Here is a 12,670-nt window from a genome sequence, read left to right as displayed (position 1 = left end):
TGGGGTGCGGATCCCGGTTCGGGTCGAGGACGGGCCCCGTGGTGCCGTTGTGACAGGAGGTGCCCGCCGCACGGAGGCAGCGGGCCCCCGAGAGCACGGAGGCGCGGGGATGGGTCTGGGTATCGCCACGAACGTGGCGGCGCTCGGTGCCTCACGCGCGCTGGGCCGGACGGACCAGGCGGTGGCGACGTCGCTGCGGCGGCTGGCCTCGGGCCTGCGGATCGCGACCGCCGCCGACGACGCGACGGGGCTCGGCGTCTCCGAGGGCCTGCGCGCCCAGGTCCGCGGGATGACCCAGGCGGTGCGCAACACCCAGGACGGCATCGGCCTGCTGCGGACCGCCGACGCCGCCCTCGACGGCGTCTCCGCGATGCTGCGGCGGATGCGCGACCTCGCCGTGCAGGGCGGCAACAGCAGGCTCCTCGACGCGCAGGCGACGGCCGCCGTCCGTGCGGAGTTCGAGCAGCTGAAGAGCGAGATCGACGACGTCGCCGGCCGGACGTCGTTCCACGGCATCCCGCTGCTCGACGGCACCTACGACCGGCTGTTCCAGGTCGGCGCCGACGCCGGCGACAGCGTGCGCGTCGTCCTCACGGTCTCCGGCCGGGCGGCCGACGTGGCCGGGCTCGGGCTGTCCGACGTCGACCTGACCGGTGGCCTCGGCCTGCAGCACACGCTGGCCGAGGCCGTCGCCGTGGAGCCGAGCACACCGGCGCCCGGCCGGCTGACACTGGCGGGCGACTACACGTCCGGAGCCGCGTTCCGCGCGCTGACCGGGACGGTGACCCACGACGGCCGGACCCTCGACCTCGGGGCGGTCGACTGGGCAGGCGCCGTCACCGTGCAGGACCACCTCGACCGGCTCGACGCCGCCGGCCTGGGCGCCGCGATCACCGCGTCGCCCACCGGTCTCGTGTTCACCGGCGCGACTCCCGGGCCGGCGTCCCTGCCGCCCGACGCCGCCGCGCTGACCCCCCAGTACGCAGGCGGGACCGCCGCCACGGTGGTCGCCGCCGTCCCCGCCGCGCGCAACACCCCGTCGGCCGGGCGGCTCTCGCTGGCCGGCGACTACGTCTCCGCCGACGCCTACGCGACCAGCTACGACGCGCTCGTCGGCACGGTCACCTACGGCGGGCGGACCTTCGACCTCGGCTCGGTCGACTACACCGGGGCCGTCACGGCGCAGGACCGCATCGACCGGCTCGACGCGGCCGCGATCGCCGCCCTGGGGACGAGCTTCAGCCCGTTCGTCGCGACCGCGACCGGACTGGTCTTCACGGCGCCGCCGCCCGGCCCGGCCTCGACCGCGGCCGACGCCCGGGCGATGACGCCGTACTACGCGGGGGACGCCGGGACCGCCGGGACGCTGCGCGCGATCGACCGGGCCATCGGCTGGGTGTCGGACCTGCGGGGCCGCATCGGCGCGATGGACAACCGCTTCACCTCGCGGGTCGCCCGGCTCGGCGTCGCGATCGAGAACGCGACGGCGTCGGAGTCGCGGATCCGCGACGTGGACGTGGCCGCGGAGGTCACCGCGCTCGCCCGCGGCCAGGTGCTGGCCTCCGCCGCGACGGCGGTGCTGGCGCAGGCCAACCAGTCCGCCGGCCGCGTCCTCGCCCTGCTGCGCTGACCAGGGACACCGGGCCGGGTCGAGTCGGTCCCGTCGTCCCGATCGGGGTCCGCCGGCGGGCACCGGGTCAGCAGCCGGTCTCCGCGCGGGTCGGTGCGTTGCCGACGTCGCCGACGCCGGCGACCCAGTCGACCGTGGCGGTGCCGGCGGCGTACTCGTCGGCGGTCGCGTACGTCAGGCCCAGCCCGATGGCCCCGCCGTGACCGGTGACGACGACGCCGTTGCTGCCCTGCCCGAAGTCGCTGTCGAGCAGTTCGGTGATCCGGTAGCCGTCACCGGCGAACGCCGACCGCACCTGGGCCAGCGTCGAGCCGGCGGCGATGCCGCCCACCTCGGTGTGCGACCCCTCGGTGGCGTGGACGGCGACCACCCGGTCGGTCGCCGTGTCGACGGCAGCGCTGAGTGGGCCGTCCGGCTTCGCGTACCGGACGCAGGAGGCGTCCACGTCCTCGTAGAGGTTGCCCTGGTCGACGTAGCCGAGGCTCTCCAGGTCGTCGACGGTCATGTTCACGTTCAGCTCCCCGATGCCGGTCGACCGCACGACGTGCGGGTCCGCGGCGCCGGTGGGACTGGCCGACCGGCCGCGGAGGTCGAGCCGCACCTGACCGGCGCGCTCATCGGTCATCTGGGTGAAGGCCTCGACGACGTTGAGCCAGATGTCGCGGACCGCGGCGCCGAGGCTGACCACCTTCACCGCGGTGCCGAACACCCTGAGCACCGTGGCGCGGGTGCTCAGCGCGTCCTCGGCCTCCTGGGCGTAGGCCCGGTCGCCGAACTGCTGCACGGCGGCGCTGAACGCCTTGTCCGTGTCCTCGAGGTTGCTCAGCGCCGCGCCCAGGACGCAGCGGAAGAACTCGTAGGTCTGGTTCGGGTCGCTCCACCGGGCGGGGATCTTGTCGGCGCACGCGAGGGTGACCATCGCCGCGGCCAGCAGTCCGCCGCGCGGGTCGACCGCCTGCCCGCCGAAGACCCGCGGCACGTCCGCGGCCAGGCCGAGCACGGCGACCGTGAACGACAGCGCGGCGCTGGTCCCGTCGACCGCGGCGGTGAAGGTCAGGGTCGTGTCCGCCGCCGGCTGCACGGCGCCGCTGGTGGTCATGGTGCCCGGCCCGATGTACACCTGCCGGTCCGGGTCGAAGCCGAACATCCGGCCCAGCGCCGCGCGCAGCGCCGCCGGCTGCTCTTGCACCCACGTGTACTCGACACCCTCGGGCACGTGGACGCCCACGTAGTAGCGCCGGTTCGGCGCGAGCTGCAGCTCGGCCCGCACCCGGCCGCTGTCCGGGTCGGTGTTGGTGATCAGGCAGTCGTGGACCGTCGTGGTCGTCGAGGCCTGGGCCGCCCAGGCCGGCCCGTCGTCGGCGCACGCCGGCGGGTCGGTACGCCCGCCGACGGCGTCGACGAGTGAGTCGGCGACCGCGCTCAGCGCGTTCCGGACCCAGTCGGCCGGGGCCGACAACCAGGCGGTCCACCGCGAGGAGAACTCGGTCGCCTCGACCGCGATGCCTCCGTCGGGGGTGAACTCGCCCAGCTCGGTCTCCCAGGTGCCGTCGTGGCGCTGGTGCAGCACGACCGGGATCGCGTCGGCGCTCGGCTGGTCGCTGACGTCGGTGAGGACCAGGCGCAGCGGCTGCACCGGCGCAGGCCCGTCGAAGGTGACGTCGACGCCGGGGCCGGCGACGGTGGTCCCCGGCACGTCCGCGGTCGCGGCGGCCGTCGCCGGTTGCGGGGTGAGCGTCACCCGGGTGGGTCCGGTGAACGCGCCGGCCGGTGCGGTGAGCTGCGCGACCCCGTCGATGGTCAGCTCGAGCGGCTGATCGGGGGCGACGTCCTGGGACACCGCCGCGCTGCCGGCGGTGGCACTGCCGGAGGAGGCGCTGGAGTCGTCCGGCTCGCCGGAACAGCTCGCCAGGCACAGCGCCGCCACCAGGACGACCGGCAGCCCGCGCGGTCGCGACCGGAGGTGGTCCGCGGGCTCGCGACCGGCCGGCCGTGGAGGGCGCGCGCGAGTTGCCAGCCACATGGGAATCGCCTCGCCAGAACATGGTCGGCCCCCGCGCCGACGCCCCGGCACAGCATCCGAACCGGAACTGGTCCGGTCAACGACGACCACGCCCGGATGCGGCAATCGTGACCTGGCGGCACGTGCCGGCGGGGCGGCTCGGACGCCCGTCCCCGGCGCGGTGCCCGGACCCGAGCCGGCCGTCGACCCCGACGGCGCGGCGGGCGCCGAGGCAGGTGTCCACGTCACCGGCCCGGGAACCGGGGTCGGTACCGCTCGAGACGTGGTGGCCGCCGGGGGAGGGGCGTGGCGGGCCGTGCCGGACTGGAGGACGCCCGCTCCCGCTGCTGCCGGGTGCGTCGACACCGACACCGCGACGAGGCAGTTCGTCGTCGAGACCGGCCGCAGCGGCGACCGCTGAGGACCCGAGGGTCAGCCCATCGTCTTCTGGCCGTCGATCGACTCCCGGAGGATGTCGGCGTGGCCGGCGTGCTGGGCGGTCTCGGCGATGACGTGCAGGAACACCCGCCGGGCCGACCATCGGGCGCCCGGCTCGAACCAGGGGGCCTCCGGCAGCGCGTGGTCGGCGTCGAGGTCGGGCAGCGCGGCGACGAGCTCGTCGGTGTGCCGGGCGACCTCCTCGTACTCGGCCAGCACGTCGGCCAGCGTCTCCCCGGGCGCGAGGTGCCAGTGCCGGGTGGCGGCGTCGGGTCCCCAGTTGCGGTTCATCGCCTCGGCCCCGCCCTCGGCGAACCGCACCCACCCGGCCTCGGTGGCCGCCACGTGCTTGACCAGCCCGGCCAGGTCGAGCGCACTCGCGGTCGGCCGCCGCTGCGCCTGCTCGTCGGTCAGGTCGCGGACGGTGAACCGCAGGAAGGCCCGGTGCCTCCGCAGCGACTCGATGAGGTCGGCCCGCTCCCGCGTGAGGGTGGTCGTACCGGTCATGGGATCGCCTTCCGTCGTCCTCCGGTGGGTCGGCGCCGACGCTAGGGGGAGGGAGGGCCGGGTGGAACGGATCGGCATCTGCCGATGACCTCGGCGCAGCAGAACCGTCACACCTGCGTCCTAACGTGCAGCTCACAGGCACCGAACGCCAGGAGGTCGTCATGAGCCCGACCGTCAGCAGCTTCGACCAGCTCGACTACGACATCTCCGTCGCCTACATCGCGCTCGGCGTCGCCCGCAGCTCCTTCGACCGGTGCCCGAGCGGCGAGAACGCCGCGGCCGTCGCCGAGGCCGAGGGCTGCGTCAACCGCCTGCTGGAGGAGCGGTTCGCCGCCCAGCAGTGACCCGTCGGACGAGGGGTCACTCGCCCCAGGGCACGTAGTCAGTGCCGCCGCCGAGGGCGGTCAGGACGAACATCCCGACGAACGCGAGCACGATGAAGGCGATCACGACGCCGGCCAGCAGCAACGTCCGGTCCTCGATGCCGGGCCTCGTCGAGTAGTCGTCCTCGGCCTCGTGGTCGGCGGCCGGCTTCGGGTCCTCGGGAGCAGGGGTGGGGTGGTCGACGGGCACGGTCATGGGGACTCCCCGGAGCGACCGGCCGCGGAGACCGGCGTCCGGACGCCGACGCGCCGGCGTCCGCTCCCGACGCTAGGACCGGCGCGGGGCCGCGCCGAGGGTCGGAGGTCCCGTCCCCGGCGGCCCGCCCGGACGGGCAGCCTGCCCCAGCGTGGCGCGGGGAGGGGCTCGGGGCGCCTGTCGACCGGGGTGACCCACGGTGAGGGTCACAAGGCCATCAGGTGACGAACCTCCGCGTTACGAGCACGGGACGACTCCGAACAGGTGATCGGTTGGCCTCCGCGGGACGGCTCTGGTTACCGTCCGTGTCGGCATCCTCCGGGGTGCTGCACGGAACGGGCCGATCGGATCCGCCCCGCGCACAGCCGCGCAGGGGTCGGAAGTCGTTCGCTGGAGCACGCCACGGTCCCTCCGTCCGCCGGCCTCCTCCGCCGGTGTTGCGCCGCGTGTACTGCCCGAACCGCCGTCTCACGAATGGGTCTGCCTTGCTCCTGATCGCCGTGCCCTGCGGGGCTGCGACGTCCCCGCTGGTGTCCGATCGGGAAGGAGGCAGCCTCCGGGTCACGTCCCGGGGTGTCTGAGGTCACGACCTACCCCTACGCGGAGTTCAGCGAGCTCGCCGGGCCGCTGCAGGAGCCGACCGCCGACGGGCGCGTCCGGTTCCGGCCGGTCACCCGGGGCTGGGCCCGCGTCCGCGCCCGGCTGCTGGTCCTCGGCGCCTTCGTCTTCGAGCTGGTCTTCCTCGTCTGGCTGCTGCTGCCGTCGCACCACCCCGAGTACGTCGGCGACTGGCGTTCGGTGCTCGCGGTCGTGCTCCTCGGCAGCGTCGCCGTCATCGGCGTCCTGCAGATGGTCAACGTCATCACCCTGGCGCTGGCCACGCTGAACGCCCGCGACCCGGTCCCCATGACGCCCCTGAGCGGGCAGCGGGTCGCCTTCCTCACCACGATCGTCCCCGGCAAGGAGCCGCTGGAGATGGTCCGCGGCACGCTCGAGGCCGCGCTGCGCATGCGCCACGACGGCCGGCTCGACGTCTGGCTGCTCGACGAGGGCGACGACGCGGCCGTGCGCGCGATGTGCACCGAGCTCGGCGTCCGGCACTTCAGCCGCAAGGGCGTCGACCGCTGGAACCAGCCGAGCGGCGGGTTCAAGGCGCGCACCAAGCACGGCAACTACAACGCCTGGCTCGACGCGCACGGCGACGACTACGACCTCTGGGTGTCCGTCGACACCGACCACGTGCCGCAGCCGAACATGGTCGAGCGGCTCGTCGGCTACTTCCGCGACCCCGACGTCGCCTTCGTCGTCGGCCCGCAGGTGTACGGCAACTACGACAACGTCGTCACCCGGGGCGCGGAGTCGCAGCAGTACATGTTCCACAGCGTGCTGCAGCGGGCGGGCAACCGGCTCTCCTCGGCGATGTTCGTCGGCACCAACAACGCCGTCCGCATCTCGGCGCTGCGCGCCATCGGCGGCCTGCAGGACTCGATCACCGAGGACGCCGCCACGAGCGTCGTCTGGCACGCCTCGCGCAACCCGGAGACCGGCGCGCGCTGGAAGTCCGTCTACACCCCCGACGTGCTCGCCGTCGGCGAGGGCCCGGCCACCTGGCGGGACTTCTTCTCCCAGCAGCACCGGTGGGCCTGCGGCGCGGACCAGACGATCCTCCGCCACTTCCGCCGCTCCTTCGGGAAGCTGTCGTGGGCCGGCAAGGCGCACTACACGATGCTGTTGGCCTACTACCCGTCGGCGGCGGTGAGCTGGGTGCTGGGCGGGCTGAACCTGACCGCCTTCCTGCTGACCGGCGTGGGCGGCCTCCAGGTGACGGCGCAGATCTGGCTGATGCTCTACGTCAACTCCGCGGTGCTCCACCTCGGCGTCTACTTCTGGAACCGCCGGCACAACGTGAGCCCGCACGAGCAGGAGGGCTCCTCCGGCGTGGCCGGCATGGCGATGTCGGCGATGTCGGCGCCGGTCTACGTCCAGGCGCTGTGGCAGGCGGTGCGACGGCGCGAGCCGGCCTTCGTCGTCACCCGCAAGGGCGCGGTCTCCGGCGACCACGTCGGCGTCTTCCGGCGGCACCTCGCCTGGGGGATCGTCCTCGTCGGGGTGCTGGCCGCCTCGTTCCCGCTGGGCCACGTGCACGTCGCCGTCTCCGCCTGGGCGGGCCTCAGCGCGCTCATGTGCCTCGTCCCGGTCGCCTGCTGGCTGGGCACCGCGGTCACCACCCGCCGCCGCGCGGCGGCTCCTCCCTACCGGATCGAGGGCAACGTCATCCCGGACCTGTCGGTCATCCCCCCTGCCGTCGTCGCGCCCGCGCAGCTCGCGGGCCTCCCGCAGGAGAGCCTCCGATGACCCGCCGCGTGCCGGGGCCGCTGCGGCGGCTGCGCAACGCCGCGCTGGTCGGCGCCGCGGTGACGGGCGTCGTCGCGGCGAACGGGCCGGTCGTCGTCGACGTGGCCGACCGGCTCGTCTACGACTTCCAGCGCAACCAGGACGACTACAAGGCGCAGTACGGCTTCTGGGAGACCGTGGAGCTGCCGGAGGAGTACCGGCTGTCGGCGGTGCACGCCGCGCTGCTGTCCACCGGCAAGGTGCTGCTGATCGCCGGGTCGGGCAACAACGCCGAGCGGTTCGAGGCGGGGACCTTCCGCTCGATCGTCTGGGACCCGGTCACCGGCGACACCAAGGAGGTCCCGACGCCGGAGGACCTCTTCTGCGGCGGGCACGCCTACCTGCCCAACGGCAACCTGCTCATCGCCGGCGGCACCCGCCGGTACGAGCGGCTCGACGAGCAGGTCGACCGGGCCGCCGGCGTCCTGTCGCTCACCAACGAGCAGGACGAGCCGCTCACCCTGCCCGTGGGCACCGAGTTCGCCGTCGGGGGCCTGACCTACACCTCCACCGAGGAGGTCAGGCTGCCCGCCGCGCACCGGATGCCGGACGGCTCGGCGATGGACGGGGTCGCCGACGTGTGGGTGGAGGCCGAGGGCACCGGCGACGAGTACGTCGTCGAGGAGGAGCGCGCCTTCGGCGTGCTGGACCTCCCGGCCGGGCACCGCGGGTACGTGCACGCGCGCGGGGGCGGCGTCACGAAGGACAAGCAGAACTTCCAGGGCCTCGACGCCTCCTACGAGTTCGACGTCGCCACCGAGACCTACCGGCGCACCGGCCGCCTGGACGAGGCCCGCTGGTACCCCACCCTGATCGGGCTGGACGGGGGCCGGGTCCTGGCCGTGTCCGGCCTGGACGAGTACGGCCGGGTCCTCCCGGGCGACAACGAGGTCTACGACCCGGCCACGCGCACGTGGACCGACCAGCCGGACCTCTTCCGCTACTTCCCGACCTACCCGGCGCTGTTCCGGCTGGCCGACGGGCAGCGCGTCTTCTACAGCGGGTCCAACACCGGCTACGGCCCCGCCGAGGCGGGCCGGCAGCCGGGCATCTGGGACCTGCGCGACAACACCTGGCAGGACGTCCCGGGCCTGGAGGACGCCGCCTACAACGAGACGAGCGCGTCGTTCTTCCTCGCCCCGGTGCAGGACCAGCGCGTCGGCATCGTGGGCGGCGGCCTGGTCGGCGACAGCCCGGAGTCGACCGCGCGGTTCAACGTGGTCGACCTCGACGAGGACGCCCCGCGCTACGAGCCGGCGCCGGACTACCCGAGCCCGGTGCGCTACCTCAACGCCGTCACGCTGCCCGACGACAGCACCCTGCTCACCGGCGGCTCGGTGGACTACCGCGGCAACGAGGAGAGCGATCTCCACCTGACGACGCTCTACGACCCGGAGACCGGCGAGCTGGACGAGGCGGCGCGCAACTTCGTGGGGCGGAACTACCACGCGACGGCGCTGCTGCTGCCCGACGGCCGGGTCATGACGATGGGGTCGGACCCGCTGTTCGCCGACAAGGAGGAGACCCGCACCGGCACCTTCGACACGCGGATCGAGATCTACTCCCCGCCCTACCTCTTCGCCGGGGACCGGCCGGCCATCGCCGACGCCCCGGAGGAGGTCACCCGGGGGACGAGCTTCACCGTCGACGTCGAGGGCGCCGACGTCGCGGAGGCCCGCCTGATGCGGCCCAGCGCGGTGACCCACCAGACGGACACCGAGCAGCGCTCGGTGGCCCTCGACGTGGCCCCGGCGTCGTGCCCCGAGGGCGCGGCCGGCCACACCGCCGCCGACGGCAGCCAGCACTGCCCGGACGGCTGCTGCGGCAGCGACACGGTCGAGCTCACCGTGCCCGAGGAGGAGGGGCTCACCCCCTCCGGCTGGTACATGTTGGTGGTGCTCGACTCCGACGGCGTCCCCTCCCCGGCCCGCTGGGTGCACGTCGCGTGAGGACCCGTCTGCACCGGCGACGGTCGGTCCGCGCCGCGGTGCTGGCCGCCGTCGCCGGCACCGCGGTCGCCTGCGGGAGCGGTGACGGGACCGGCGGGAACAGGGCCGGCGGCGACGGCAGCAGCGGGGGCGACGGCGGGGCGACGGGCACCGCGACGGGCACCGCGACGGGCACCGCCGCCCCGCAGGAGTCCAGCCGGCTCGCGGGGGAGGAGCTGTGGCTCGACCCCGACGGGCACGGCCCGGCCGCGGTGCGGGAGGCCCGTGCCGCCGGCCGGACCGAGGAGGCGCAGGCGCTCGCCCCGCTGGCCGAGCAGCCGACCGCCGTCTGGATCGCCAGCCCCGACAACCCGTACCCGATGGTGGAGCGGGCGTCCGTGGCCGCGGCCGAGGAGGACCGGCTGCCGGTCCTGGTCGCCTACAACGTGCCCGGGCGTGACTGCGGCTCCTACTCCGCCGGCGGCGCCGCCGACCCCGGCGCCTACCTGGCCTGGATCGGCAGCTTCGCGGCGGCGCTGGCGGACCGGCCCGCGGTCGTCGTCCTGGAGCCGGACGCCGTGCCGCACGCCGTCGCCGGCTGCCAGGGCGTCGACTCCGCCGCGCGCTACGACCTGCTCTCCCAGGCGGTCGCGATCCTCGACCGGCAGCCGGAGACGCGGATCTACCTGGACGCCGGCAACGCCGACTGGGTGGACGACCTGCCGGCGCTCGCCGACGCCCTCCGCAAGAGCGGGATCGACTCCGCCGACGGGTTCGCCCTCAACGTCTCCAACTACGAGACCACCGAGGCCAACGCCGAGTACGGCCTGGCGCTGTCCGAGCAGCTGGAGGAGGGCGCACCCCCCGGCGCGCCCGTCGCCCACTTCGTGATCGACACCAGCCGCAACGGCGCCGGCCCGCCCGAGGACGCCCCCGGCGGCGAGGGCCGCTGGTGCAACCCGCCGGGGCGGGCGCTCGGCGAGCCGCCGACGACGTCCCCCGACGCCCCGCGGCTCGACGCGCTGCTGTGGGTCAAGCAGCCCGGCGACTCCGACGGCACCTGCGGGGGCGGCCCGCCGGCCGGCCAGTGGTGGCCCGAGGCGGCCGCCGACCTCGTCACCGGCTGACCCGCCGCCGGCCGTCAGCCGACGCGCAGCCCCAGCAGCTGCGCGAGGACGACGGCCTGCTCGGCGCGGATGCGGGCACCGTCCAGCGGCAGCCCGCGCGGGTCGAACGCCGAGAGGTCGCTGCCGCGCAGGTCCGCGCCGGCCCAGCGGCTGCCCTCCAGCGCGGCGGCCGACAGGTCGGCGTCGGTGACGGTGGCCCCGGTGAGGTCGGCGCCGCGCAGGTCGGCCTCGCGCAGCGCCACGCCCGTGAACACGGCACCGCGCAGGTCGGCGTCGACGAGGGAGACGAAGGACCAGTCGCCGCCGGTCACCCGCAGCGGCCGCAGCGAGCACGACGCGAAGGCGCTGCCGAGGAACGTGCAGTCGGTGAACTCCGCCGTGGTGAACGAGCACGCGGTGAACCGGCAGCCGCGGAACGCCGAGGCCTCGTGCCGGCCGGCGGAGAACCGGCAGGCGGTGAACGTGCAGTCCTCGAACGTCGCGCCCACCGACGTCGTCTCGGAGAGGTCGACGTCGACGAGGGTGCAGCGCACGAACCCCTCCCCGGAGAGGTCCTCGCCCCAGCGGTCGTCGCCGCGGAGGATCTCGTCCTCGCGGGTCGGGGTCACGGCGGCACCCTAGGCCCGGTGGCGCGGACCACATCCTGCGGGACACTCGGTCGTTGTGTTGCACGAGCGCGCGGACCGCGCGCGCCCGACCGCGAGGAGACGCGACGCTCGATGACGAGGTCCCGACTGCTGACCGCCCTGACCGCGGCCTGCGCCGCCGTCCTGCTGGGAGCCGGCACCGCCGTCGCCGCACCCGCGGCGACGGCCGACACCGGCGCCTACGCGCCCCTCGACCGGCCCGGACCGCGGCTGTCGGTGCCGAGGGCCGACCTCGACGCGAGCCTGTCCTGCAACGGCCCGCTGCGCGGCCTGGCCCAGGACCCGATCCTGCTCGTCCCCGGAACCACCATGGACCCGCAGGTGGGCTTCGGCTGGAACTACACCCGCGCCTTCGACCGCAACGGCTGGCGCTGGTGCACGGTCACGCTGCCCTTCGACGCCACCGGCGACATCCAGGTGGCCGGCGAGTACCTGGTCCACGCGATCCGCACGGTGAGCGCGCAGTCCCGCCGCGACGTCGACGTCGTCGGCTGGAGCCAGGGCGGGATGGTGCCGCGCTGGGCGCTGCGCTTCTGGCCGGACACCCGGGCGCTCGTCGACGACGTCGTGGGCCTGTCGCCGTCGAACCACGGCACCCTCGACTCCGCGGTGACCTGCGGGGACTGCAACCCCTCGTTCCACCAGCAGGCCACCGGGTCGCGGTTCCTCGAGGCGCTCAACAGCGGCGCGGAGACCTTCGCCGGCGTCGACTACACCGTGGCCTACACGGCGCTCGACGAGGTCGTCGTCCCCAACACCCCGGGGGTGGCGAGCTCGGCGCTGCGCACCGGCGACGGCGCGGTCGCCAACATCGCCACGCAGGAGGTCTGCCCGGCCAACGCCGCCGACCACTTCGCGATCGGCAGCTACGACCCGGTCGGCTACGCCGTCGTCGCCGACGCGCTCACCCACGACGGGCCGGCGGTCCGCTCTCGCATCCCGCTGTCGACCTGCCTGCAGGCGTTCCAGCCCGGCGTGGACCCGCTGACCTTCGCCGGCGACCTCGCGGCCTTCGTCGCCTACGCCGGTGACAGCGCGGGCAACGCGCCCGACGTCGCCGAGGAGCCGGCCCTCGCGCCGTACGTGTACCGCTGACCGGCGGCGCACCGCCCGGTCCCGCGCGGGGCCCGGGCGGTGCGTCCTCCGGGAGGGTCAGCCGCCGCGCTCGACCTCGGCCTGGACGATGCCGCTGACCGCGACGCGCAGCGCCTCGTTGGACGAGTCGCCCTCGGCGAGCGCCGTGCGGGCGTCCTCGGGCAGCAGCGCCGGGTCGACGTCGTCGAGCCAGGCCACGTCGTCGCCGTTGCGGCGACCCACCCGCAGGCCCTCACCGCCCTGCCGCACCACGTACTGCTCGCCGTCGATGTCGAGTGTCAGGTCGTCGCTCATGGGCGGGCCCTACCCCGCGCGCCCCCGGC

12 protein-coding genes are annotated in these 12,670 nt (G+C 74.8%); 7 read left to right on the top strand and 5 right to left on the bottom strand.

Annotation, left to right across the window (positions count from 1 at the left end; genetic code table 11):
- Positions 1-109: 109 nt before the first annotated feature.
- Complete coding sequence (locus JD79_RS01140) at positions 110-1,630, top strand: flagellin N-terminal helical domain-containing protein (protein WP_110004054.1); 1,521 nt, start codon at positions 110-112, stop codon at positions 1,628-1,630.
- A gap of 67 nt (positions 1,631-1,697) precedes the next feature.
- On the opposite strand, the gene JD79_RS01135 is transcribed toward JD79_RS01140, so the two are convergent.
- Positions 1,698-3,557 carry a hypothetical protein gene (locus tag JD79_RS01135; protein ID WP_110004053.1) on the bottom strand — a complete coding sequence of 620 codons (1,860 nt, stop codon included), beginning with the start codon at positions 3,555-3,557 and terminating at the stop codon, positions 1,698-1,700.
- Between the two features lie 256 nt (positions 3,558-3,813).
- On the opposite strand from JD79_RS01135, the gene JD79_RS22120 reads away from it, so the two are divergent.
- Positions 3,814-4,053, top strand: a complete 240-nt coding sequence (locus JD79_RS22120) for a hypothetical protein (protein ID WP_146220357.1) — start codon at positions 3,814-3,816, stop codon at positions 4,051-4,053.
- 11 nt (positions 4,054-4,064) lie between these two features.
- Here JD79_RS22120 and JD79_RS01130 read toward each other — a convergent pair whose 3' ends face one another.
- Positions 4,065-4,577 carry a DinB family protein gene (locus JD79_RS01130; RefSeq protein WP_110004052.1) on the bottom strand — a complete coding sequence of 171 codons (513 nt, stop codon included), beginning with the start codon at positions 4,575-4,577 and terminating at the stop codon, positions 4,065-4,067.
- Between the two features lie 161 nt (positions 4,578-4,738).
- On the opposite strand from JD79_RS01130, the gene JD79_RS01125 reads away from it, so the two are divergent.
- Entirely contained in the window at positions 4,739-4,921 is a 183-nt protein-coding gene (locus JD79_RS01125) for a hypothetical protein (protein WP_110004051.1), read from the top strand.
- Positions 4,922-4,937: 16 nt separating this feature from the next.
- Here the strand turns inward: JD79_RS01125 and JD79_RS01120 are convergent, their stop codons facing one another.
- Positions 4,938-5,156, bottom strand: coding sequence for a hypothetical protein (locus tag JD79_RS01120; RefSeq protein ID WP_110004050.1), 219 nt, complete (start codon positions 5,154-5,156; stop codon positions 4,938-4,940).
- 573 nt (positions 5,157-5,729) lie between these two features.
- Between JD79_RS01120 and JD79_RS01115 the strand changes: the two genes are divergently transcribed.
- Genes JD79_RS01115 through JD79_RS01105 form a run of 3 tightly spaced genes read left to right on the top strand, consistent with a single transcriptional unit; the run spans position 5,730 to position 10,605 of the window.
- On the top strand, positions 5,730-7,511 hold the full coding sequence (locus JD79_RS01115; protein WP_211307814.1) for a glycosyltransferase family 2 protein: 1,782 nt from the start codon (positions 5,730-5,732) through the stop codon (positions 7,509-7,511).
- Positions 7,508-9,499, top strand: coding sequence for a galactose oxidase early set domain-containing protein (locus tag JD79_RS01110; protein ID WP_110004049.1), 1,992 nt, complete (start codon positions 7,508-7,510; stop codon positions 9,497-9,499). The genes JD79_RS01115 and JD79_RS01110 overlap by 4 nt, the downstream gene beginning before the upstream one ends.
- The gene (locus tag JD79_RS01105) at positions 9,496-10,605 is read left to right on the top strand and encodes a glycoside hydrolase family 6 protein (protein ID WP_211307813.1); all 1,110 of its coding nucleotides are present in this window, start codon (positions 9,496-9,498) and stop codon (positions 10,603-10,605) included. Before JD79_RS01110 ends, JD79_RS01105 begins: the two co-directional genes overlap by 4 nt.
- A 14-nt stretch (positions 10,606-10,619) precedes the next feature.
- Here the strand turns inward: JD79_RS01105 and JD79_RS01100 are convergent, their stop codons facing one another.
- Positions 10,620-11,213 (bottom strand): pentapeptide repeat-containing protein, encoded by a 594-nt coding sequence (locus JD79_RS01100; protein WP_110004048.1) that lies wholly within the window; start codon positions 11,211-11,213, stop codon positions 10,620-10,622.
- A 111-nt stretch (positions 11,214-11,324) separates the two neighbouring features.
- On the opposite strand from JD79_RS01100, the gene JD79_RS22365 reads away from it, so the two are divergent.
- Positions 11,325-12,347 (top strand): lipase family alpha/beta hydrolase, encoded by a 1,023-nt coding sequence (locus tag JD79_RS22365; protein ID WP_110004047.1) that lies wholly within the window; start codon positions 11,325-11,327, stop codon positions 12,345-12,347.
- A gap of 57 nt (positions 12,348-12,404) precedes the next feature.
- On the opposite strand, the gene JD79_RS01090 is transcribed toward JD79_RS22365, so the two are convergent.
- A complete protein-coding gene (locus JD79_RS01090; RefSeq protein WP_110004046.1) occupies positions 12,405-12,641 on the bottom strand; it encodes a hypothetical protein in 237 nt (78 codons plus the stop codon).
- Positions 12,642-12,670: the final 29 nt, after the last annotated feature.

The organism is Geodermatophilus normandii, from assembly GCF_003182485.1.
In the GTDB taxonomy this organism is placed as follows: domain Bacteria; phylum Actinomycetota; class Actinomycetes; order Mycobacteriales; family Geodermatophilaceae; genus Geodermatophilus; species Geodermatophilus normandii.
Note: the sequence above shows the minus strand (reverse complement) of the source record. Positions and strands in the feature narration are given on the sequence as shown.